The 21,057-nt window shown below is 67.7% G+C and carries 24 protein-coding genes; 16 read left to right on the top strand and 8 right to left on the bottom strand.

What is annotated here, in order from left to right; translation table 11 throughout:
• Positions 1-9 precede the first annotated feature (9 nt).
• Together DMP17_RS29735 and DMP17_RS29730 are read right to left on the bottom strand one after the other, a co-directional pair.
• Complete coding sequence (locus DMP17_RS29735; protein WP_337831233.1) at positions 10-999, bottom strand: NAD-dependent epimerase/dehydratase family protein; 990 nt, start codon at positions 997-999, stop codon at positions 10-12.
• A gap of 279 nt (positions 1,000-1,278) precedes the next feature.
• Positions 1,279-1,737 (bottom strand): Lrp/AsnC family transcriptional regulator, encoded by a 459-nt coding sequence (locus DMP17_RS29730; RefSeq protein ID WP_337831232.1) that lies wholly within the window; start codon positions 1,735-1,737, stop codon positions 1,279-1,281.
• Positions 1,738-1,846: 109 nt separating this feature from the next.
• Here DMP17_RS29730 and DMP17_RS29725 point away from each other — a divergent pair, with 109 nt between their 5' ends.
• Entirely contained in the window at positions 1,847-2,728 is an 882-nt protein-coding gene (locus DMP17_RS29725; protein WP_337831231.1) for a PhzF family phenazine biosynthesis protein, read from the top strand.
• A 366-nt stretch (positions 2,729-3,094) separates the two neighbouring features.
• On the opposite strand, the gene DMP17_RS29720 is transcribed toward DMP17_RS29725, so the two are convergent.
• A protein-coding gene (locus DMP17_RS29720; RefSeq protein ID WP_337831230.1) for an IS3 family transposase occupies positions 3,095-4,272 on the bottom strand; the annotation gives its coding sequence in 2 pieces (ribosomal slippage) (positions 3,095-3,969 and positions 3,969-4,272; 1,179 coding nt in all).
• Positions 4,273-5,121: 849 nt separating this feature from the next.
• Entirely contained in the window at positions 5,122-5,400 is a 279-nt protein-coding gene (locus tag DMP17_RS29715) for a hypothetical protein (protein WP_337831229.1), read from the bottom strand.
• 581 nt (positions 5,401-5,981) lie between these two features.
• On the opposite strand from DMP17_RS29715, the gene DMP17_RS29710 reads away from it, so the two are divergent.
• From DMP17_RS29710 to DMP17_RS29695, 4 genes are all read left to right on the top strand, one after another.
• Positions 5,982-6,596, top strand: coding sequence for a helix-turn-helix domain-containing protein (locus tag DMP17_RS29710; RefSeq protein ID WP_337831228.1), 615 nt, complete (start codon positions 5,982-5,984; stop codon positions 6,594-6,596).
• A gap of 73 nt (positions 6,597-6,669) precedes the next feature.
• The gene (locus tag DMP17_RS29705; RefSeq protein ID WP_337831227.1) at positions 6,670-7,386 is read left to right on the top strand and encodes an SRPBCC family protein; all 717 of its coding nucleotides are present in this window, start codon (positions 6,670-6,672) and stop codon (positions 7,384-7,386) included.
• Between the two features lie 395 nt (positions 7,387-7,781).
• Positions 7,782-8,174: a GIY-YIG nuclease family protein gene (locus DMP17_RS29700; protein WP_337831226.1), complete on the top strand. Its 393-nt coding sequence runs from the start codon at positions 7,782-7,784 to the stop codon at positions 8,172-8,174.
• Between the two features lie 193 nt (positions 8,175-8,367).
• Positions 8,368-9,186, top strand: a complete 819-nt coding sequence (locus DMP17_RS29695; protein ID WP_337831225.1) for a hypothetical protein — start codon at positions 8,368-8,370, stop codon at positions 9,184-9,186.
• 315 nt (positions 9,187-9,501) lie between these two features.
• Here DMP17_RS29695 and DMP17_RS46500 read toward each other — a convergent pair whose 3' ends face one another.
• Positions 9,502-9,984, bottom strand: coding sequence for a GNAT family N-acetyltransferase (locus DMP17_RS46500; protein ID WP_443217920.1), 483 nt, complete (start codon positions 9,982-9,984; stop codon positions 9,502-9,504).
• Positions 9,985-10,999: 1,015 nt separating this feature from the next.
• Positions 11,000-12,136: a DUF262 domain-containing protein gene (locus DMP17_RS29685; RefSeq protein WP_337831223.1), complete on the bottom strand. Its 1,137-nt coding sequence runs from the start codon at positions 12,134-12,136 to the stop codon at positions 11,000-11,002.
• 363 nt (positions 12,137-12,499) lie between these two features.
• Between DMP17_RS29685 and DMP17_RS29680 the strand changes: the two genes are divergently transcribed.
• A complete protein-coding gene (locus tag DMP17_RS29680; protein ID WP_337831222.1) occupies positions 12,500-13,060 on the top strand; it encodes an HD domain-containing protein in 561 nt (186 codons plus the stop codon).
• Here the strand turns inward: DMP17_RS29680 and DMP17_RS29675 are convergent.
• Complete coding sequence (locus DMP17_RS29675) at positions 13,053-13,526, bottom strand: NUDIX domain-containing protein (protein ID WP_337831221.1); 474 nt, start codon at positions 13,524-13,526, stop codon at positions 13,053-13,055. The two genes, DMP17_RS29680 and DMP17_RS29675, sit on opposite strands and share 8 nt — an antisense overlap.
• 20 nt (positions 13,527-13,546) lie before the next feature.
• On the bottom strand, positions 13,547-14,290 hold the full coding sequence (locus tag DMP17_RS29670; protein ID WP_337831220.1) for a helix-turn-helix domain-containing protein: 744 nt from the start codon (positions 14,288-14,290) through the stop codon (positions 13,547-13,549).
• A 146-nt stretch (positions 14,291-14,436) separates the two neighbouring features.
• On the opposite strand from DMP17_RS29670, the gene DMP17_RS29665 reads away from it, so the two are divergent.
• From DMP17_RS29665 to DMP17_RS29620, 10 genes are all read left to right on the top strand, one after another.
• Entirely contained in the window at positions 14,437-14,829 is a 393-nt protein-coding gene (locus DMP17_RS29665; RefSeq protein ID WP_337831219.1) for a hypothetical protein, read from the top strand.
• A 285-nt stretch (positions 14,830-15,114) separates the two neighbouring features.
• Positions 15,115-15,303 carry a hypothetical protein gene (locus DMP17_RS29660; RefSeq protein ID WP_337831218.1) on the top strand — a complete coding sequence of 63 codons (189 nt, stop codon included), beginning with the start codon at positions 15,115-15,117 and terminating at the stop codon, positions 15,301-15,303.
• Positions 15,304-15,306: 3 nt separating this feature from the next.
• Complete coding sequence (locus DMP17_RS29655) at positions 15,307-15,645, top strand: hypothetical protein (protein ID WP_337831217.1); 339 nt, start codon at positions 15,307-15,309, stop codon at positions 15,643-15,645.
• Position 15,646: 1 nt separating this feature from the next.
• Positions 15,647-15,835, top strand: coding sequence for a hypothetical protein (locus DMP17_RS29650; protein WP_073575200.1), 189 nt, complete (start codon positions 15,647-15,649; stop codon positions 15,833-15,835).
• 95 nt (positions 15,836-15,930) lie between these two features.
• Positions 15,931-17,358 carry an FtsK/SpoIIIE domain-containing protein gene (locus tag DMP17_RS29645; protein WP_337831216.1) on the top strand — a complete coding sequence of 476 codons (1,428 nt, stop codon included), beginning with the start codon at positions 15,931-15,933 and terminating at the stop codon, positions 17,356-17,358.
• Positions 17,358-17,573 carry a hypothetical protein gene (locus tag DMP17_RS29640; RefSeq protein WP_337831215.1) on the top strand — a complete coding sequence of 72 codons (216 nt, stop codon included), beginning with the start codon at positions 17,358-17,360 and terminating at the stop codon, positions 17,571-17,573. The genes DMP17_RS29645 and DMP17_RS29640 overlap by 1 nt, the downstream gene beginning before the upstream one ends.
• Positions 17,570-18,226, top strand: coding sequence for a hypothetical protein (locus DMP17_RS29635; protein WP_337831214.1), 657 nt, complete (start codon positions 17,570-17,572; stop codon positions 18,224-18,226). Before DMP17_RS29640 ends, DMP17_RS29635 begins: the two co-directional genes overlap by 4 nt.
• Positions 18,227-18,320: 94 nt before the next feature.
• Positions 18,321-19,691 carry a replication initiator gene (locus DMP17_RS29630; RefSeq protein ID WP_337831213.1) on the top strand — a complete coding sequence of 457 codons (1,371 nt, stop codon included), beginning with the start codon at positions 18,321-18,323 and terminating at the stop codon, positions 19,689-19,691.
• A complete protein-coding gene (locus DMP17_RS29625; RefSeq protein WP_073575205.1) occupies positions 19,688-19,897 on the top strand; it encodes a helix-turn-helix domain-containing protein in 210 nt (69 codons plus the stop codon). The genes DMP17_RS29630 and DMP17_RS29625 overlap by 4 nt, the downstream gene beginning before the upstream one ends.
• Positions 19,894-21,033: a site-specific integrase gene (locus DMP17_RS29620; RefSeq protein ID WP_337831212.1), complete on the top strand. Its 1,140-nt coding sequence runs from the start codon at positions 19,894-19,896 to the stop codon at positions 21,031-21,033. The genes DMP17_RS29625 and DMP17_RS29620 overlap by 4 nt, the downstream gene beginning before the upstream one ends.
• Positions 21,034-21,057 lie beyond the last annotated feature (24 nt).

The following is a 21,057-nucleotide window of genomic DNA, read 5'->3' as shown; positions in this document are numbered from 1 at the left end:
GTTGGCAGCTCACGTCAACGCGGAGCGGAGTCGCCTCTCGTCGTCATCGCTCAGGCCGGCCCCCAATGGACCGGGTCCGCCGCCGTGCCTGCGGCGATCGTCCTCGTAGGCCAGGGCGGCAACGAGGGTGTGTTCCAAAGGCCTCGTGACCAGGCCTGCCGCGCGGGCGGCGCGTGTGTCGAGGGTCGCGAACCACCACCAGCCCGGATCGTCGATCCACAGCGGCAGGGAACACTCACCGCTCCAGGCGGTGATTCCATGTCGAGCGAGGTCGGTGCGGGACACCGGGCGGGTCTCCGCCGAGCTGTCCGCGGCAACGCGGGAGGTGTGGAGGAACTGGGCGAGGGTGATGGTCGGTCCGGTGGCGTTGAAGACGCCGTCGAGGCTGTTCTCAGCGGCCTGCACGATCCAGTCTGCGAGGTCCTCCACATCGATCATCGCGACCGGGAAGTCCGGTGCATCGGGGACGAGCACGTCCTGGCCGGTGGGATACGCGAAGCGCCACGGGTAGTAGCCACTGCGGGCACTCCAGTCTCCATGGCCTCCGATCAGTCCAGAACGCACCACGGTCGCTGACCTGGCGTTCTCCCGGACGAGGTTCTCGCAGGTGACCTTGGCTCGCCCGTAGTCGTAGTCGTGGGGATCGTCGAGGTCGTCGACGGGTGGCAGCAGCTGCGCAGTCTCGGCGGGTTCACGCTGGTCGTGGTGGGCGTAGACATTGCCCGAAGAGACGTAGACCCAATGACGGCCGCGCAGAGAACGGACCGCACGCATGACGTGGCGGGGGGTACGGGAGACGTCGACGACCACGTCCCAGGTGTGTTCCGTCAGCGGGCTGAGCCCATCACGGTCGTCACGATCCATGGACACGAAGTCACATCCCTGCGGGACCGGAGCACTACCCCGTGCGGCACAGGTGACATGGTGATGGCGATCGCGGGCCCGGGCTGCGATCGCGTGTCCGAGGAAGACCGTTCCACCCAGAATCAAGAACCTCACCGATGTACCGTCCCATCGTCTGCTTCGTTGCCGGTTCGGACGCCATTCTGCAGGTCGTCACGTTCATGTGAGGACGGTCGAGCGAGTGCCGTCACGGCATGCGAGCCAGGTGGGTTTGCAATGGTGGCCGGGTGGGTGCGGCATCAGTACGTGCACAGAGTTGGCCCGGTTCGGTGGAGCGACCGGGACCGGGTTTGCATGTCCGCGTCGCCCGTGGGGTTGCGACACCGCCCGACTCACCGGTCGCCGGACCCTGGGGCGCGGTCCTGAGAGCTCCGCTCACGGATCAGTCGAGACGGGGGTGGGACGGTCGACGACGACCTCGTACACGAGGTCGGTGGTGACGGAGCCGATCCGTGCGAAGCGGGCGGTGATCCGGCCGAGGTCGGACATGTCGCGCGCGACGATCTCGACGTTGTAGCAGAACTCTCCGGTGATGCGTAGACAGCGGACGACCTGGGGTTCGTCGTCGACTATCGCGAGCACTTGGTCGAACAGTGACCCGTGCACCTTCATCCGCATCACGGCGTGCAGATCGAATCCGACCCGTGCGGGGGGCACGACGGCCCGGTATTCGGTGAGCAGCCCGTGCTCCCGCAGCCGCAGTAGGCGGGCCCGGGTTGCCGACGGGCCCAGATGGACGAGGCGGGCCAGCTCCTGCAGCGACGTCCGGGCGTCGCGCTGCAGCGCGGTGAGCAACCCGACGTCAACGGGGTCGAGAGGTGATACGTCGGCCATGAACCCATTCTGTCGCAGATCCGGTGGCGATGGCTGGTCAACACCGTCGGAACGATCTGTGAGCAGCGACGGCCGGTCTCTAACGTGGAGATCGATGAGAGGAGATTCGATGCCCCATGTCCCGTTCTTCTGGGTCGACGTCTTCGCGCGGGAACCGCTGACGGGTAACCCGTTGACCCTGGTCCCGGACGCCGACGGCCTCACCGAGCAGCTCATGATCGCGATCGCGAAGGAGTTCAACCAGTCCGAGACCACCTTCCTGGTGACACCGACCGCCCCCGGCGCCGATTACCGGCTGCGGTCGTTCGCCCCGGGCGGGGTGGAGGTCCTCGGCGCAGGCCACAACGCGATGGGCGCGTGGATCTGGCTGGCACGCTCAGGGCGGCTGCCCGCGGGCCGCACCGAATTCGTCCAGCAGATCGGCGACGACGTCCTGGCCGTCCGCGTCGAGTACCCGCACACCAGCGAGGTGCGGGTGACGATGCGGCAGTCCCCGCCGCGGTTCCTCGGCCGGACCGACGACCACGACGCACTGGAGGGCGCACTCGGACTGACCTCCGGCGCACTGCGACGCGACGTCGCCGCACAGGTCGGGTCCACCGGGGCCGAGCACCTGCTCGTCGCCGCCGCCTCCGTCGAGGCCGTCGACGCGGCCGCGCCCCGTCACGGTGAGCTGAAGGACCTGCTCGCCGCGGTCGGCGCGGAGGGCTGCTACCTCTACGCCGCTACCCCCGGGGCCGCCTCGACCGCCTACGCGCGGTTCTTCAACCCCACCGTCGGGATCGAGGAGGACCCCGCCACCGGCACGGCTGCCGGTCCGCTCGCCGCGCTGTTGGTTCGAGACGGCGTGACCGACGACGGCGGAGTGACCCGCATCGAGCAAGGGCGTGCGATCGGCCGACCGAGCCTGCTCGAAGTCCACGTCAACGGATCCCAGGTCGAGCTGTCGGGGTCGGGGCTTGTCGTCGCCGATGGGCGTCTGGCGCTGTGATCGACCCCGGTCGATGTCCAGCGGAGCGTGAGCGAGTCGCTCGGCGAGGGTCTGGCCGTCGATGAGGTCGGAGACCAGGAAGGGCCGTCCGCGGTCGACTCCCCCGCCGTGAAGCCGGACCAGGCACGGATGGTGCAAGTGGGTCATCGCGCGTAGTTCACGGCGTTGTCGATTCAGTCCGGTCGCGTCGCAGCCGTTCACGAACAGCCTGAGCGCGGCCGCGGAACCCTCGTCGGGCCCCAGGCCCGATAGCCGTGGCTGTGGAGCCGATACCGAGGCGGGTGGCCAGGATGTAGCGGCCCGCGATCACGTCGGTCTCCGGTAGGGACTGCCCAGACTCTGGTTGACCCGGTGTGGGTAGGCGGTTCAGGCCGCGTGAGCGGTGTCGAGCAGTGTCTCGAACTCGACCGGGGTCAGCCGACCGAGGCTCTGTTGGCGGCGGCGCCGGTGGTAGGTGGTCTCGATCCAGGACACGATCGCCAGTCGAAGCTCGGCGCGGGTGCTCCAACGCCGGCAGTTGAGAACGTTCTTCTGCAGTAGCGCGAAGAACGATTCCATCGCGGCGTTATCCGCGCAGGTGCCGACCCTGCCCATCGAACCCCGCAACCGGGCAGAGCGGAGTTCTCGCTGGTAGGCGTGTGATCGAAATTGACTGCCGCGATCGGAGTGCACCACCGTTGGGGCCAGGGCTCCTCGAAGTGTGATGGCGTTGCGCAGCGCGTCGACAGCCAGCGCCGAGGTCATGCGGGCGTCGATGGAGTAGCCCACGATCCGCTTCGAGCAGGCGTCCTTGATCGCGCAGAGGTAGAGCTTGCCCTCGGCGGTGGGGTGCTCGGTGATGTCGGTGAGCCACAGCTGGTCAGGTCGTTCAGTCGTGAACTCACGGCGCACAAGGTCCTCGTGCACCGGCGGCCCCGGCCGGCGAGCGTGGCCGCGCTTGCAGGCGTGGACCGACCAGAGTCGCTGCATCGTGCACAGCCGCCCGACCCGGGTGCGGGAGGCGGTGTGGCCGTGGGCGGTGAGTTCGTCGGCGATGAACCGGTAGCCGAACTCGGGGACGTCGTGGTGGACGTCGATCGCGGCGTTGATCAGGTGCGCGTCGTCGTAGTCGCGGTCGGAGACCGGGTTGGCCTTCCACCGGTAGAAGGCCTGCTTGGAGAAGCCCAGCACCCGGCAGGTCACCGCGACAGGGATCTTGTCGTCGGCAAGGTCGAGGACCAGCGGGTACATCATTTTGGGAGGACGTCGCGGGCGAAGTAGGCCGTCGCGCGGCGCAGGATCTCGTTCTCCTGTTCCAGCTGTTTGGCCCGCCGACGCAGCTCCCGGTTCTCCGCCTCCAGGTCCTTGGCGACACCAGCGGCAGTGCCCGTCTCACAGCCGATGTCGGTGGCGATCCCGTCCTCCCGGTCGGCGATCTGCAACCACCGATTCAGGCAGGACTCCGAGACCCCAAAACTGCGGGCGACCTCGGCGCGGGACCGGTCGCCCTGGCGGGCGACCGCGATCACGTCGTTCCGGAACTCCCTCGGGAACGGCTTGGGCATGATGACGATCCTTCCAGCGAGGACCATGTCCTCACAGGTCAGGAGTCAACCAAAATCTGGGCAGACCCGTCCTCACTCCCACCACCTATACGTCCCCACCATGCTCGGACTCCCGTGGCATCCCCTTCACCGGTGTGGATCGCGCCGCGTCCCGCCGACGACCCTGCACAACGCTAACGGCTGTCGCCATAACCAGCTGCCGCACGTCGGCGGTCGCAGTACCTGCGCGAATCCCCCGGGGGCACAGCGCAGGTTCGGGCCCCGCCGGGGCGGCAAGCCGCCACCGACTCCCCGGACCCGACCCTAATACCCGACCACGGCCGAAACGACCACCCCAATGCGAACGCCGGCTCCCGGCGGTCAACCGAACCCAACCGCACCACACCGCACCAGATTCACCCGAACGACACAACGATCGTGGAGCAGAATCCGGACCTCTTTTCGCGCCGTGGAGCGATGTGCTCCATGTTTGCTCCACGATGAGACCACAGTAGACTCAATCATGATCGTCTAGGACGATCATCCGAGGATCATCACCGTTGACGCATCCGCAGGCCAGACGCAGAAACGGCGGCACCACCCGAAGGTGATACCGCCTTTTTCCGACCGTCGGGACGACAGGATTTGAACCTGCGACCCCTTGACCCCCAGGCACAGGTGAAACATTGATGGCGTGCGCCGATGCTCGCGTTCGCGCTGTTCGGAGTCCCATGACGTCCGTGAATGTCCATCAGGGCGCCAGTCGGTTGTCACTCAGCTAGACACTCGCTGCTAGCTCTAAGCAGCTGCCGCCCCATCGACCACCAGGAGCACGAGCATCGCCGTCAACGATACGGCGCCCTGCCTACCTTACGACCCGCCGAGAACCGGGTTCAGGACCTGCTCGCGGTAGCGTTCTAGCTTGAAATCCTGATCGGGACAGCTCTCCCTTACCGCCGCCTCGGCCTTCAGCTCGTTCGCTGCATAGTCGTGTCCAGGCGCGACGTCATCGATCGCCTGTGCGATACCGGAGATGTCGTTCGCTGCTTCCAGATCAGTACACACCTGCGGCTTGGCGCCTGTCCCGCAAGAGGCGGCGAACGCCAGCGCAAGAGCGGTCGCCGCGATGCCCCATCGACGAATCCCCATAAGATGAGGCTAACGCGCTGAGCTGCGAGTTAGCGGTACACGATCGCGTGGGACACGTCGGGACACAGCCCTCACACTCGCTCCGTTCGACTTCGCCGGTGTGAGGTAACCGAAGTAGAGCATCGACGCCCGGGGCAGCGCCCTCGTTCCGTCCGTGGGTGTCCGCCGGCCTCGCTCCCCCACACGCTATGGCACGGCCCACCGTCCCGGAGGTGAGCCCGCCCGGCGAGGGCATTGCGATAGGAGATGTACTGCCGCTGGGGAAATGCCGACCACCCGAAACGCCGCTTGTCCGGCCACTGACCTGCGATTTCACTGGTTATGGCTGGTCGTCCTTGGGCATCGCTGGTCGGGCTGGTTTGTACCGGATTTGTACCGGGCTGCCGTGTCCCGCTGCTCCACTACGTTGCTGAGCGCGATCCCCGACCGACGCGGGCGACGGTCTCAGCCTGGGCGATTGACAGCGCTCGTTTCGTCCCCCCGGAGACATAGGCATCGACTGAGAACCGCGCAGTCCGGTGGCGCCCCGCTCGCAAGGCATGGCTTTGACAAAATTATTTGTCAACGGTCAGGATGAGGGCATGCACGAGGTGAGCACCATCGAGGACCCGGCCGCTGCGGAGGCGTCGCTGGATCCCCTGCGGCGTCAGATCCTTGGGGACCTGATCGAGCCGGGGTCGGCTTCCACCATCGCTGCCCGGCTCGGCATTCCTCGCCAGAAGGTGAACTACCACCTGAGGGTCCTCGAGCAGCACGGCCTGGTCGAGCTCGTCGAGGAGCGGCGCCGCGGCAACTTCACCGAGCGGATGCTGCAGGCCACATCCGCCTCCTACGTGATCTCCCCCAGCGCCCTCGGGCAGCTCCAGCCCGACCCGGGCCGTGCCCCGGACCAGCTTTCGGCGCGCTGGCTGCTCGCCCTGGCATCCCGGCTGGTGCGCGACGTGGGCACGTTGCTCACGGGAGCGCAGCGGGCGCGTAGGCCGGTGGCGACCTTCGCCATCGACGGCCAGATCCGCTTCGCCTCCGCCGCGGACCGGGCCGCCTTCACCCAGGAGCTCGCCGCCGTCGTCACCGGGCTGGTGGCCAGGCATCACACCGGCCAGGAACCGGGTACGGCCGGGACAGGCAAGCTCAACCGCCTGGTCATCGCCCTGCACCCCGCCGTTCCCGATACCACCAACGGCGACCTCCGCTGACCTCATCGACCGCCCGTCGAAGCCCTCCGGCCCCAACCGAAGCCAGCCGGAACCACCGCAAAGGAGCATCGCCGTGTCCCAGAACTTCGAGATCCGCAAGGCCGTCGTCCTCGAGGCCACACCCGAGCAGGTGTGGCGAGCGATCGCCACCCCGGAGGGCCAGGCCGCCTGGTCCCCGGATCCCTACCAGGCGAAGGACGGGATGGAAGTCGAGGCCACCGAGAACGAGCGTCTGGTCGTGCGCACACCGAAGGCCGAGAACGGCGCCTTCCATGCGTTCGAGTACCTCGTGGCGGCCGACGACGACAGCACCACTTCCCTCACCTTCGTCCACAGCGGCTACCTCGGCGACGACTGGGACGCCGAGTTCGATTTCGGCGAGATGAGCGGCTACGGCTGGGACATGTATCTGCACACCCTGGCGCAGTACCTGAAGCACTTCGCCGGACGGCCCACCAATTTCGTCACCGCCCAGGGGCCGCCGTCCTCAGCGACGCCGGACTCGTGGGCCACCCTTGAGAAGGCCCTCGGCGTCGAGGGTCCGTTCGAACAGGGACAGCAGCTACGTCTGACCCCGCAGGGCCTGCCCGCGCTGGAGGGGGCGGTCGACTTCGCCTACCCCGCGTTCGTCAACTTCCTCGCGCTGCGCACCGCCGACGGTCTCTACCGCTTCCACGACAACTCGGCGATGGGCATGCCCCAGGCCGTGGGCCACTACATCTACACCGACATCGACCGTCAGACCACCGAGCAGGCCTGGGCCGACTGGCTCGCGCGCGTGTTCGCCTGACCGCCCCGGGCCTCATCCGCGCGGACGCGGTCCGACCCGACGTGCGGTTCAGAAGTTGAAGCGGAACGAATCAGCAAGATCGACGGACGTGTGAGGTTTGCGATCGCACACGCCCCGACCTGCGTGAAATCGCTCTCGCGGCTGTCGCTGTCTATCGCCGTTGGTGGACGCGCTGACGAACGATTGACGAACAGCTACCTCGCCGCTCGGTCTCCGGGCAGACTTCCGTGGTGTCGCCTGTTCCCCCGCCGATCGAGTCCGTCGTCGACGCGCTGATCGACAACCCAGTCCCCACCGAGGACGTCCGCATTCTGGCGCCGTCGGTTCCGGGCCTCTATGCCTGGTAGGCGCCTCCCGCCGTCCTGCCTGGCCTGCTGGGTCTTCCCCACCCTGGGGTGCCGGGCCTGAGGCTCCTCTACGTCGGTCTCGCGACGAAGCTCTGCACGCGGCTCGCCTCGAACCACCTGCGTCGGAGTGGCAGTTCAACCCTGCGCCGCACACTCGCCGGCCTTCTGCTCGATGAGCAGGAGTACCGGACGCGCTGGAGCGGTCGCGTCGTCCTAGTCGACGACGACGAAGCTCGGCTCACCCAGTGGATGGGCGAGAACCTGCGCGTCTCCTGGTGCGAGTACCCGACCCCCCGGGACGTTGAAGCTGATGTCATCCAGGCTCTCGACCCGCCTCTTAACCTTGACCACGCCTCGGGGCCCGCCACCGAGGTCGTCAAGGCGGCCCGACGGCGCTACTACGACAGCGCCGGGCCGCGCCTGTCCGACGAACAGCCGTAGCCAGCTTGGAAGGCCTCGCCAGACTGGCGCTCTTCGGCCTCGACCTGCGAGAACAGTGGACAGCTATACCCGGCAGGTGACCGCGGTTGACCGCTGGTAGTTGCACGCCAATTGCACGGACTGGGTCGCACGGCCCCGGCCACTCTCGCTCCGAGATAAAGGCGGCGGGGAAAGGACCTGGTTTACTCGTACGATGACCGACGCGCTCAATGGTTTGGACAACGCAGAGCGGACGGCATGCCGGGTTGCTGAGCGGGTAACTGGTGCTGCGGCACGTGCATGGGATGTCGGCGGCAGGATCGGTGCCGTCGACGCCTTTCTCGACTACGCAGACGGACGCAGCGCCGCATTCGAGGTCACGAGGGCTGCGACCGACCCAACTGCACTGCAGCTCGATAACCTACTCGGTCGAGACGGCTTCGAGTGGCCTTTGCCCGGCATCTGGTGGTGGACGGTCTCGATCGGCGACGTCCGTGATCTCCCCCGAGCTCGCCAGTGCTTCGCCAAGGTCGTGCTGCTGTGTGAGGCAGCAAGCGTCACGAGGCCGGACGCGCTGTTCGTTGCCGACGTGGAGAACCTCGACGCCGACGCACGTTGGCTGGTCGAGGAGTCGTCGGTCAGTCTCCGGGGCCACCCTGGAGTTCCTGCGGTTGAAGGCAGCAAGATCCGCGCGGCGATGGTCACGCCGGAGGGGGGTGGCGGGGTTGTCGACGACAGCCTTTCGGGGCTCAATGACGTACTGCATGAAGCATTCACCGCCGATCATCTGATCCGCCGCGTCAGCAAGCTGCGGCGGACGCCGGCAGACGAACGGCACCTCTTCCTCATTGTGCATCAAAGCGACTTGCGGTTCGACGTCACGAGTGCGTTGATGTTTGGCCAGGAGGTACCACCCGGCCGGGCATGGACTCCCGAGGGCATCAGCCACCTGTGGCTTGCCCCTGCGTTCTCCAAGCGGGTCCTGCTGGGCTCGCCGACCGGCTGGAGCCAGGCATTCCCATATGACACCTGAGGGACCAAGCGGGATCAACGTTCGTGCGGACGTCTCTACGTACTACGCCTTTGCCCCCTCCCCCCAGGCACCCGTGGGCGGCGGCCGGCCAGCCACCACTCCATAGTCCACGCAGGTCAACGGCCCGGGAGCCTTCGTAGGCGTTCGTTGGCGCGCACGTCGACTGTCACTCATTTGGTCACTCAGACGTCTTCAGCTTGGGAATCCGATACACGGCGCCGGATCTGGGCTCTGACCTGCGGGTTATCGTGGTCGCGAGTGACCGCTGTTGACCGTCATGGACCCTGCCGTATCGCACGCTCGTCGCACGCGGTCTCACAGGGGGGCGAGCTGAAATAGAACCTCGGAGCGGGTGTCCGAACTCGACAGTCTGAGCGCGTTCGGCCACGAGCCAACGCAGGTCCAGCCCAAACGGGTGTAGTACTCCTCTAGCCCTTGCCCGCTTCGTGCCGACAGGTGGAGCTGTTCGAGCCCCATCTCGGTGCGCGCAGTGTCGCGACAACGCTGCATCAGAGCTTCTCCGGTGCCGACACCTCGGCAGGACGGACGAACCTGAAGGTGCCGGACCACCACACCCCAGTGCGCAACCAGACGGTTGAGATCGCGTTCTACGGTTACCCACCCCACGATGCCGTCATCGCTGCTGGCGATGATCAACCGCTGAGTGATCGGGTCCAAGCCGTCGACGAGGTGCCTTAGCACTGGAAGGACCTCGGTCTCGCTCACAGGCGGGAAAGGAAATCCCGCGGCTCCTCCGGCGTTCGTCACCTCGACCCAGCAGTCAACGAGTTCGTTCATCTGCCTGTTGTCGAGATCGCTCGGGGTGGTTGCCTCATTGATCCTGACGAGTCGACGACCAAACATGCCCGACTATTACCGTTCGTCCCATGTGTCGCACTACGCGGCGCGGCCGCCGAGACCACTTCGTCCTGAAGGCGGAAGCTGTCGCCCGCGCTCGCCCGGACGGTGCCGCTTCGTGTCGTCTGAGCTGCGGTTTCCTGATGCTTCGTGTCAGCCGGTGTCGGCCGCGCCCGCCGGTCCCGCTCCGGAAATGCTCCGCCCCACGCACCTGGGCCGAAGCGCCATCTCCTCGACCTGGCTTCGCCCGACCGCGCGGCACGTCGGGCGCAGCTGCTCGCCCACCGCCGCCGACCCTGCCAGGCCTGCGCCCGGTGTGCCGTGTGGTAGCCCTCCGGGAGGTCGGGGAGATGGCGTGCCCCCTCTCCGAGATCTGCCGCCCGGCGAGGGCATGCCCTGCATAGGATCTAGATGGAGTCGGTAGCCTGCACATGCTTCGCGGATCAGCACGGATCTTTGGTCGGCCGAGACGGGTCGAACCGCCGGACGATCCAATCACCTACGGACTCGGCAGTGCCGCACCAGGCGAGTGCCCTTGCGGTCGTAACGTTGTCGCCATCGCCATGGGCTACCTTTTTGCGGGCCGCAACAAGAGATCCTAGGCTCGTACGGTACGCCTTATCATCAGCATCAAGGAAGTTGTTAAATTCCTCCGCCCAGTCCGGTGAGTAAGATCCAATGAAACGCTTGAGCTGCTCTGGAGTCACACCCAGGCCGGTGCGAAGGTGCGCTCGTACCCGTCGGACCACTTCTATGGATGCTCGAGTCTCGGTAAATTGATCTGAAGCGTCGTCCCGGACGGCCTCCAGATATCCGGCCGAACGCAGCGTAAGGTATCGAGCGAGACATTGCTCGGTGAAGTACTCAGTCGAATCGACTGCACTGAGCGCATCCCGCGTACTTCGCAGGTCGAGCAACCGCTGACGAATCCCCGGTGGCGGCCACGCAGATGTTGTCATTTCTTAGTGAACGCTTGCCGGGTCTTCGCGAGGCGAAACGCTACGGAATCATTGTCCGCTGTGGCGCGAGTTGTTGCGTGTACGAACTCTGGGTCCTGCTGCAGTCCTTGAATCCTGTGGCCGAGATCTTTCGGCAGGGATCCTCCTTCATCTATTGCGTGCATCAGTCCGACAATGACAGCTTCTGCCTGGGCAGCGTTGACCTGACTAACGTCGGGCCGACGGAGAGCCGCTTGGCCAATACCGTCATCTATAAGGGCCTTGCAAGAGGCCCTAAACAACGTCCCTGCGCCTCGAATCGCCTCATCCGGCTGGCGATTCTTGGACGCGAAGCTGTTGAGGAAGATCTTGAGCGGGCGAGAGTACCTAGCTGCGTCAATATATAACGCAAGTGCTCGCAAGACCAACTCTTGATCCCTAATTCGCGCAGATCGTGGCCCGTACAGCGCGCGCCAACTAACATCGCTATTGAGTTCCTCTAGGTACTCAATGAGCGGGCCAGCCGCTAGTGCTACCCGAATCTCGTGCGGCGTAAGCTGGGTTCCACCCGAGTTCAAGCGTTCAAAAATTTGAAAGATCGCGTTGTCTACCGCTGCTGACCCGTCTGCAGAAACAATAGTTGCCTGCATGTACGAGTCGTCGAGCTTGAACTTTAGCGCCTCTGGCAGAGTTTTATACGTCAAGCCTTTAAATTCGTCGGCTACATTTGTCAAGACGAATGGCCGGTTGCGGTGTACACCTTCGGAAAATTTTGAGAGCGTAAGAAGGCGCTGTTGGCCGTCCAGGACGAGGAGTCGATTGTCTTCCGATTGCTTAATCAGGAATATGCCAGGAACAGGATATCCCAGGAGTAAGGACTCGATGAAGCGGTCCATCTGCGCCTTGCTCCACACGAATCCTCGCTGGAAGCCCGCCATTCCGACACGGTCGTCTACGATTCCAAGGCGCGGAATAAACATGGAATTGCTATCCAGACGCCTGACGAGCCCCGAGACATCAAAGTCTTGGCTGGAAAAAGTGACCGCAACAGGCGCTTCGTCCGCGTCCGTAAGGTCTTCAAGTTCCTCACTCGTCAACGAGCGGTCGAACATGTTCGCCACTGGTTCCGCCTCGACCGGTTCGTCTGCCGTCATGGCCGGAAGGCTATCGAACCCGAGGCGATCGGACGGAAGCCACAACCTCTGTCGGCATGTGGCGTGGCTCGACTGACCCACTTACATGAGCGGGCGATGTGCGGTTCGGCGTTCGGGCAGCTCTGCACAGCGAACGAACATATCGCCGGCGTCGGACAGCAACCGCGCGCCGCGCGGGGACCGGCCGGAGGCCGCACGCCCCGCGCGAGCGCTTGCGGCTGCATCAGACACAGTGCCGCACGGCGCCGGAGGCGCCGCCTTGATGATGCACGGAGAGTTTCGACACCGGCGCGCTTCGGCTCCAGGTCCTGGCTCGCCGAGCGGCCGAGATCGGCTGGTGGGACGGGCCTAGAGTTGTCGGTGATGCCTGAGACGCCGACGCCCGGTGAGGCCCGTTCCCTCGCCCAACAGCTCCTCGAACCGCTGCACCGCCGCTGGGCCCACGTCCAGGCCGTGGCGGAGAAGGCGCGCGAGCTGTCCCCGGCGGTCGACGAGCAGGATCGCGAGCTACTGGTCGTCGCGGCGTGGCTGCACGACATCGGCTACTCCCCCGACGTCCGCGACACGGGCAGCCACCAGATCGACGGCGCCGCCTACCTGGAGCGCCTGGGCTACCCGGACCGTCTCTGCGCCCTCGTCGCACACCACTCCGCGGCGTCCTACGAGGTGGCTCACCGCGGCCTCGGCGACCGCCTGGCCCACTGGGAGTGTGAGCGCTCCCCGGTCTCCGATGCGCTGTGGACCGCGGACATGACGACCGGCCCGGCCGGGCAGCGGATGGGCTACCCGGAGCGCCTGGAGGAGATCCTGGAGCGCTACGAGCCGGACTCGGTGGTGGCGCGGGCGATGACGGCGGCGCGGACGTCGATCGAGATCGCGATTGATCAGACGATGATCCGGCTGGAGCGGGCCAAGTTCAGTTGATCTGAGGGGTGGGGTCGCCGCGTAGCGCGTCGTCGATCCGCCGGCGCATGGACGGGTGGATCGTGAGGCCGTCGATGTCGGCGGGCTCGACCCACTTCGCGGCCTTGGTCTCGGTGCCGTCCTCGCGCAATGTGCCGCCGGTGGGGCGGGCGTGGAAGCACACGGAGAACTGCTGGCGGACCTCGCCGTCGTCGTAGGCCATGACGTGGCCGGGGTCGGTGTAGATTCCGACGAGCCCCGTGATCTCGACCGACAGCCCGGTCTCCTCGGCGACTTCGCGCACGGCGGCGTCGGCGATCGACTCCCCCAGGTCCATGCCGCCGCCGGGCAGAGCCCACTTGTCGTTGTCGACCTTATGAATCATGAGCAACCGCCCGCGGTCGTCGCGTACGGCGGCGGTGGTCGACGGGACGATGCTGTTCGCCTGCGGGGCGTCGGGGTCGTGGAAGTAGTCGATGCGGCCCATGACTCAAGCATGGCGCACGTTCACTTCTCGATGGGCGTTCCCGAGTCCCAGACCTCCTCGAACGAGCGCATGAAGTGCTCCCACATCCGTCCACCAGGGACACGGCGCAGGTGCATGACCGGGGAGTGTCCGGCCGGGGCACCGTAGGCGTGGCCGTTGACGAGCAGGTCCTGGTCGAACCTGAACAGCGAGTTGTAGAGCGTCGTGCCGTGGGTGCGGACCTCGATGCCGGGCAGCCCGACGACGTCGCGCAGGTAGCGCCGGTGGAGCTGGATGCGTCCCTCCAGGCCGCCGCTGGTGCCCTCCTCCTCGGCACGCAGGCGGACCGCGTCGGAGGTCTCGTCGCCGATCAGGAAGCGGCAGCGCACGCCCTCGCGGGACTTGGTGCGCAGCACCTCGGTGATCTCGTGCTGCTCGAACAGGAACGACCCGGCGTAGGTCAGGATGTCCATCGCCTCGCGGGCGGAGCCGTAGAGCTGCTGCCAGGTGTCGTGCGGGACCGACGCCCGAGTCGGGTGGAGCTCCAGGAGCTCGGCGACGCTGGCGGACTGGGTCACCTGCTGGCCCAGGATCTCCGGCCAGAGGTACGCCTCGTCGACCTCCAGGGCGCCGGCTACCGCGACCCGGTGCGTGCGGTGCGGCAGGCGTCCCTTGGTGATCCAGCGTTCGACCGTCTTCGGGTCCACGCCGATGCGCTCGGCCAGCCCGGTGGGGTGCAGGCGGGCCGCGACGATCGAGCCGCGGAGCCGTTCGTTCGTGGTCATGGGACCTCCTGGGACGGTCGACCACAGCAGGGACGATTATAGCGTCCCTAAAACGTCCTGTCACGTCCCTTGTTGGCGGTGCCGACGTCCCCCGTGGTCCAGGTCTCATAGATCTACGCCAACGACGAGACGAAGGGGCGCAAACGATGAAGAACCTCCCGGTGGTGCTGGACGGCTACAAGCTCACGGTGGTGGAGCCGCCCGCACCCAAGACGCGCGAGGACGCCAACGGCGCGCAGATCCCGGTGACCGACCGGGACGGTGTCGCGCAGTTCGTGGTGTCGCTGTTCGCCAAGCTCCAGGTCGGTCCCGGTGAGCGGTCGCCGAAGGGCGAGGAGATCAAGGTGACGCTGACGACCGACCCGGGCAACGACTTCCCGGAGGACAGCCGGGTCCAGCTCATCGACCCGCGGATCAACCCGTACTCGATCGAGTCCGGCGACGGCCGCACGGTGTCGGGCATCGCCTTCAAGGCGCTGGGGCTGCGTCCGGCGCACGCGATGCCCGTTCGGCGTGGCAAGGACAACGAGGGCGAGTAGCAGTACCCGCCGCGATTCTGAGCGGCGTAGTTCTTCCCGCCGGACCGGTTCCGGCAAATCCGAGCAATTCCGCAATGGGGACACCTGTGTCTCCGATCAGGGGTGATCGCCGGTGATGTGTGGCGAATGCAGCGGTAGCCGCGCCTGCGACGCGTGCGAGGGCTACGGCGACTCGACCGACGGTGTCGAGTGCGAGGCGTGCAGCGGTTCCGGGGCCTGCCCGGGCTGCTTCGGAGAAGGCGAGACCAGCGACGCCCGGTCGCCGGTCGGAACGGAGGCACAGCGATGAACACGACCACCACGAACCGATCGCGAGTGACCGCGGGGGTCGGCCGACTCGTCCGGCGTCTGGAACACGAGCGGCGGACCTGGATCCGTTCCTACGGCTCGGAGGTCGCGACCGAGCAGGCGTGGCGGGCCGGTGTCGCGGAGGGCCTGCGGCTGGCGCAGGTCGCGATCCGCAAGGGGGTCTGACCGATGGCGCTCAACCTCGGGCCCCGTGACCGGCTCAGGACCCTGCCCAAGGTCAACCGGCGTGCACTGCGCAAGTACGGCGAGTTCTGGCGGGCGCTGCAGCTCGTCGGGGACGCACTCGCCGACGCCGAGAAGGTCGCCGCGAAGGCCACCGACGCCAAGCCTCGCAGGAACGGCAAGGGCAGCTCGGCGAAGGCCGGCGCCGACGGGCGGCACTGGTCGGTCGCCTCCCCCGACGAGATCTCCGCGTCGGCGAAGAAGGCACACAGCTCGCTGCGGGTCATGGCTTCGTCGGCGCAGAAGTGGGAGGCCGAGCTGGTCTCCCGGGAGTGGAGGAAGTGACGTGTCCAAGGCAGTCGACCGGACCGTGGACGAGCTGGACGCGGCGATGCGCGAGCTGAAGCGCTCGCTGCACGGCATCCCGTACCGCACGGGCGGATTCAAGAACACCCACGACAACCTCGCCCGCGACGTCGCGCACCTGACGGTGCAGCTCGACTCGGCACGCGGCGCATTGCGCGAACAGAAATGACCACCTGGGTGGTGGGACGCCCGCCGATCTGATTCTTGGCGGAAACACCGGCGGGCGTCCCGCTACCCGACTCGAACTCGTGAGGACCGGTAGCAATGAACAACCGTAGTAGCACTGCAACCCGTATCAACGGCCCGGCCCGCCACCACGCGGGACGCGCCACCCGTCCCCCCGGCCGCGAGATCCAGGCCGCCGCCTGGCTGCTCCGACACCCGGGCTTCGCCCTGGCGCCGCTGCTCGGCCTCGGCCTGGCCGCGACCTTCGGCCCGCTCGGCGCCGGGCTCACCGTCGCTGCCGCGGTCGCCGCCGTCCTCGTGTGGTGGCGGGTCCACCCGGCGACCTTCGACCGGTTCGCCGCCCCGCGACTGCGGTCCTCGTGGCGCCGCTGGACGGTCTACCGCGGCCGACGCTGGGCACAGCTCATGTCCGACACGGGACTGACCCGCGAGCACCGCCACACCGGCGACCAGCTCGTCCCCCGCGTCCTGCGGGTCCGCTCCTCCTCGCCGTCGATCGACACCGTCTACGTCCGAATGGTCCGCGGTCAGGACGTCGCCTACTGGCAGGAGAAGGCATCGGTCCTCTGGGAGGCGCTGATCGCCCACCGTGTCGCGATCACCCGGCACCGGCCGGGAGTCGTCGCGATCGTCATCGAGTGGGAGCTGCCGTTCACCCGCACCATCCCCGCACCTGACATCCCCGAGACCGTCGACGACGTCGACCTTCGGGCCCTGGAGATCGGCGACAACGAGCACGGCCAGCCCTTCACCGCCTCCGTCGTCGACGGACACCGCCTGGTCGCCGGCCGCACCGGCTCCGGCAAGGGATCGGTCCTGTGGGGCACGCTGCGCTCCCTCGGACCGTGCCTGCGCGACGGCGTCGCCCGGGTCTGGATGGTCGACCTCAAGGGCGGAGTCGAGACCGAGCAGGGCGCCCCGCTGTTCCACCGCTACGCCACCACGATGGGCGAGGCGCTGGAGCTGCTCACCGATTTCCGCGACGCCATGCGCGACCGGCAGGACTGGATGCGCGACAACAACATCCGCCGCTGCACTCCGTCGGTCGAAACACCGGTCGAGCTGCTGGTCATCGACGAGATGGCCATGCTCACCGCCTACGGCGACCGCTCCGCCGTCCGCGACGCCCTCCGGCTGCTCGCCGAGATCATGACCCAGGGCCGGGCATCGCTGTTCACGGTGCAGGGCTACCTCCAGGAGCCCTCCAAGGACGTCCTCGACGTCCGCGAGCTGTTCACCCAGCGAATCTGCCTCGCCGTCACCGCGGCCAGCCACGTCGACATGGTCCTCGGCGAAGGAGCCCGCGAGCGCGGAGCACTGGCCGACGAGATCCCCGGCGACGACCGGCACGCCGGTGTCGGGTTCGTCATCGACCACGGCTCCCGGCTGCCGGTCCGCTTCCGCGCCGCCTACGTGACCGACGACGACATCGCCGAGCTGGTGCAGCGCTGCGCACCCCGCGACGCCCAGGTCATCGAGCTGACCGGGGATCGGGGCGCCGCCTGATGGGCGCCACCACCGCATGGGCCCTGCGCACCTGGGCCAAGCTGACCCTGCTGTTCGCCCTGATTATCGGCGGCACCTGGCTCTACCTCGGCACCGCCTCCGGCTGGTTCTGGATCGTGACCGGCGGAGCCGTCGTCGCCGAGTGGTACGTCATCCGCCAGCTCGCCCGCGAATGGTCCTGGGAAGCCCGCGCCACGTGGTGGTGGTCGGCATGACCGGCACCGTGCAGGACGCACTGTTCGGCGACCCGGTCACCGTCGAGACCGACGACCACGGCCCGGCCGCCACACAGGACCCGCGCGAGGTCGCCCGCATCGTCGCCACCGCCCAGGAGCCCGGCTTCCTGATCATCGAGCGCACCCGACACGTCCTGCGCGCCGACCCGGCCCGCCCCGGCTGCGCCGACGCCGTGTCCCGCCACGACGCGGACACCGTGGCCCAGCTCCTCGACACCGGACACCTCCGACTCGGAGGCACCCACCACGTCCACCACAACGGCTCCGAGGGCCCGGCCCGCTCGGTACTCGTGCCGAAGGCGACCCGCGACATGGTGAGCCGCTGGGACCATTTCCAGCCGATCCCGGAGCGCCCAGCGGCGGAGAAGCCGACGAAGGCGCCGCAGCGCTCCACCGGGGTGATCGGTGTCGACGTCGTCGAACCGGGCAAGGCCCTGGTCATCCTTGGCACCACTGGCGAAGGCGGGACCGTCCTGCGCGACGACGGCCGCTACCGGGTCGAGAACGACCACGGCGCACTCGTCGGCCACGCATCCAGCTACCGGGCCGCCGCCCGCCTCCTCGCCCGCTACCACGGCTTCACGCCGGGGCCGGTCGAGATTGAGCACGAGCACCGCACCTACCGCCGCTGAGCAGTCCTGCGCTCCGGCCCGGCTCCGCCGCGTGAGACCAGCTCCCGGCGGGGCCGGTGCCACCCCACGACCACATCCCAGGAGGGATGCCGCCATGACGGCTGCCACGACCACCCAGCACGAGCACGATCTGTCGCACCTGCTCCGATCCTCCGGCTTCCAGACCTGGCGCCGCGAGGTCACCGCCATCGGCGGATGCGCCGCCCCCATCCACCTGACCGGCTCGTCGCGGATCTACGACCGCGCCACCGGAACCGTCCTCGCCGAACGCGACGGCGAGATCCTCGCCCCGTGCGGCAACCGACGGGCGTCGGTGTGCCCGGCCTGCTCGGACCGCTACGCCTCCGACGCCTACCACCTCATCCGCTCCGGGATGGCAGGCGGCAAGGGCGTTCCCGACACCGCTGCGGCGCATCCGCGGGTGTTCGCCACGCTGACCGCACCGTCGTTCGGGCCCGTCCACACGCGACGGATCACCGCCCGCGGGCTCGTCGTCCCCTGCGGCTGTGGGGACAAGCACCACCGCGACGACCCGCGCGTCGGGACCGCGCTCGACCCGGACACCTACGACTACGTCGGCGCAGTCCTATGGCAGGCCCACGTGGGCAAACTGTGGGACCGGTTCGCAATCCGGCTGCGCCGGACCCTCGCCGCGATGCTCGGCATCAAGGTCCGCGACTTCCGCGACCACGCCCGCCTGTCCTACGCCAAGGTCGCCGAGTACCAGCGCCGCGGACTCGTCCACTTCCACGCCGTCGTCCGCCTCGACGGCCCCGACGGGCCCTGGACCACCCCACCCGTCGGCCTCACCGCCGACGGGCTCAACGCCGCAATCCGGGACGCTGCGCGCGCCGTCTCACTCGTCGTCGACCGGCCCGACGGCGTCCCGCTGGCGCTCGCGTGGGGCTCGCAGGTCGACGTCCGACCGATCACCTCCACCACCGCAGTCGCGCTGGAGAACGACGACGGCGAGATCACCGATAGCGCCCTGGCGGCCTACGTCGCCAAGTACGCCACCAAGGGCACCGGCAAATCCGAGGCCACCGACCGTCCGATCCGCGACATCGCCCATGTCCGCCACCTCGACATCACCGCGCACCACCGGCGGCTGATCGAGACCGCGTGGGAGCTCGGTGGGCGCGAGGAGTACGAGGGGCTGAACCTGCGTCGGTGGGCGCACATGCTCGGGTTCCGCGGCCACTTCCTCACCAAGTCCCGCGCCTACTCGACGACCTTCGGTGCGATCCGCGGCGACCGACGCACCTACCGGCTCGGGGAAACCCTGGCCGCACTCGACACCCCGGCCGAGCCCGGGTCAGTGCTGGTGGTCAACGACTGGGCCGTCGTCCACATCGGACACCGCAACGACGCCGAACGAGAGATCGCACTCGGCATCGCCGAACGACGACGCGAGCAACGCCGCACCAGTAGCACCCAGCCCACCGAGTACGGGAGGACGTCATGACCGGCAAGGAACTGCACCGCGTGACCGACGCGATGGTTGTTCTCTCCCTGAGCCGCAGCGTGATCTACGAGCAGCTCCGCAGTGGCCGCCTCCGGTCTGTCCGCGTGGGGCGGACCCGGCTCATCCCGGCGTCGGCGATCGCCGAGTACATCGCTCTCCTGGAGCGTGAAGCCGCCGACACCGACGACTACCGGGCCGCGTCGTGACCGCCCGGAGGAGCCGTGGGGAGGGCGGTCTGCACTGGGACGAGTCCCGTCAACGCTGGATCGCCACCGCTACGCTCGGGTTCGACGGCAGAGGGAAGCGGATCACCCGCAAGGCCAGCGGGACCACCAAGACCGCGGCGAAGGCCAAGCTGCGCGAGATCCTGCGGGACCACGAGGACGGCACCACAGTCTCTCCCGGGAGTTACACGGTCCGGGAAGCGGTGCACGACTGGTTGGCATTCGGGCTGTCGGGCCGCGCGCCGTCGACGGTGTCGAACTACCGGACGATCGCCGAGACCCACATCGTCGGCCAGCTCGGAGCGCGACGGCTGCGCGACCTGACCGCCGACGACGTCGACCGGTGGATGCGGGCGGAAGCACGCACGGTCAGCACTCGCACGGTCCGGCTCATGCACTCGCTGCTCAACCGTGCGGTGACGCACGCGATGGCCCGGGACAAGGTGAAGCGCAACGTCGTCTCGATCTGCACTCCCCCGGCCGGTCGCACGGGCCGCCCGTCCAAGTCCCTCACCCTGGAACAGGCGACCGCGCTTCTCCAGGCCGCCGACGCCAGTCCGTTGCGGGCGTACATCGTCCTCTCGCTTCTCACCGGGGCTCGGACCGAGGAACTGCGTGCACTGCGCTGGGGAGACGTGGACCTCGACGGGGCTCCGAACGCGACTCCCCCGCTCCCACCGTCGATCTCCGTCGTAAGGTCGGTGCGGATCGGTGGGGACACCAAGACGCGGAGGTCCCGCCGTCGCCTCGGGATGCCGCAGCGTTGCGTCACCGTGCTCCGGGACCACGCGAACCGACCCGGTGCTGACAGCGCACCGGACTCGCTCGTCTTCGCCACCCGAACCGGATCGGAGATGGACGCACACAATGTCCGCCGCTCGTTCCGCAAGGTCGCAGCAGCCGCCGGCCTGAACGCAGCCGAGTGGACGCCCCGGGAGATGCGGCACAGCTTCGTCTCGCTGCTCTCGGACTCCGGAATGCCACTGGAGCACATCTCACGGCTGGTCGGGCACAGCGGGACGGCCATCACCGAAGCGGTGTACCGGCAGCAGCTCCGGCCCGTCCTGGAGCACGGCGCAACCGCGATGGACGACATCTTCCCGGTGGTGGACGGTTGAGGGATCGACCGACCTGCCGACAGA

The sequence above is a fragment of the Pseudonocardia sp. TMWB2A genome (assembly GCF_017312135.1).
The sequence above is the reverse complement of the archived record's forward strand: the minus strand, read 5'-3'. Positions and strand labels throughout refer to the sequence as shown.

Coding starts and splice junctions, on each gene's coding strand:
- DMP17_RS29730 (WP_337831232.1), bottom strand. CDS start 1,737: ATGGCCGACGTATCACCTCTCGACCCCGTTGACGTCGGGTTGCTCACC.
- DMP17_RS29725 (WP_337831231.1), top strand. CDS start 1,847: ATGCCCCATGTCCCGTTCTTCTGGGTCGACGTCTTCGCGCGGGAACCG.
- DMP17_RS29715 (WP_337831229.1), bottom strand. CDS start 5,400: ATGGGGATTCGTCGATGGGGCATCGCGGCGACCGCTCTTGCGCTGGCG.
- DMP17_RS29710 (WP_337831228.1), top strand. CDS start 5,982: ATGCACGAGGTGAGCACCATCGAGGACCCGGCCGCTGCGGAGGCGTCG.
- DMP17_RS29695 (WP_337831225.1), top strand. CDS start 8,368: ATGACCGACGCGCTCAATGGTTTGGACAACGCAGAGCGGACGGCATGC.
- DMP17_RS46500 (WP_443217920.1), bottom strand. CDS start 9,984: ATGAACGAACTCGTTGACTGCTGGGTCGAGGTGACGAACGCCGGAGGA.
- DMP17_RS29685 (WP_337831223.1), bottom strand. CDS start 12,136: ATGACGGCAGACGAACCGGTCGAGGCGGAACCAGTGGCGAACATGTTC.
- DMP17_RS29680 (WP_337831222.1), top strand. CDS start 12,500: ATGCCTGAGACGCCGACGCCCGGTGAGGCCCGTTCCCTCGCCCAACAG.
- DMP17_RS29675 (WP_337831221.1), bottom strand. CDS start 13,526: ATGGGCCGCATCGACTACTTCCACGACCCCGACGCCCCGCAGGCGAAC.
- DMP17_RS29670 (WP_337831220.1), bottom strand. CDS start 14,290: ATGACCACGAACGAACGGCTCCGCGGCTCGATCGTCGCGGCCCGCCTG.
- DMP17_RS29665 (WP_337831219.1), top strand. CDS start 14,437: ATGAAGAACCTCCCGGTGGTGCTGGACGGCTACAAGCTCACGGTGGTG.
- DMP17_RS29660 (WP_337831218.1), top strand. CDS start 15,115: ATGAACACGACCACCACGAACCGATCGCGAGTGACCGCGGGGGTCGGC.
- DMP17_RS29655 (WP_337831217.1), top strand. CDS start 15,307: ATGGCGCTCAACCTCGGGCCCCGTGACCGGCTCAGGACCCTGCCCAAG.
- DMP17_RS29645 (WP_337831216.1), top strand. CDS start 15,931: ATGAACAACCGTAGTAGCACTGCAACCCGTATCAACGGCCCGGCCCGC.
- DMP17_RS29640 (WP_337831215.1), top strand. CDS start 17,358: ATGGGCGCCACCACCGCATGGGCCCTGCGCACCTGGGCCAAGCTGACC.
- DMP17_RS29635 (WP_337831214.1), top strand. CDS start 17,570: ATGACCGGCACCGTGCAGGACGCACTGTTCGGCGACCCGGTCACCGTC.
- DMP17_RS29630 (WP_337831213.1), top strand. CDS start 18,321: ATGACGGCTGCCACGACCACCCAGCACGAGCACGATCTGTCGCACCTG.
- DMP17_RS29625 (WP_073575205.1), top strand. CDS start 19,688: ATGACCGGCAAGGAACTGCACCGCGTGACCGACGCGATGGTTGTTCTC.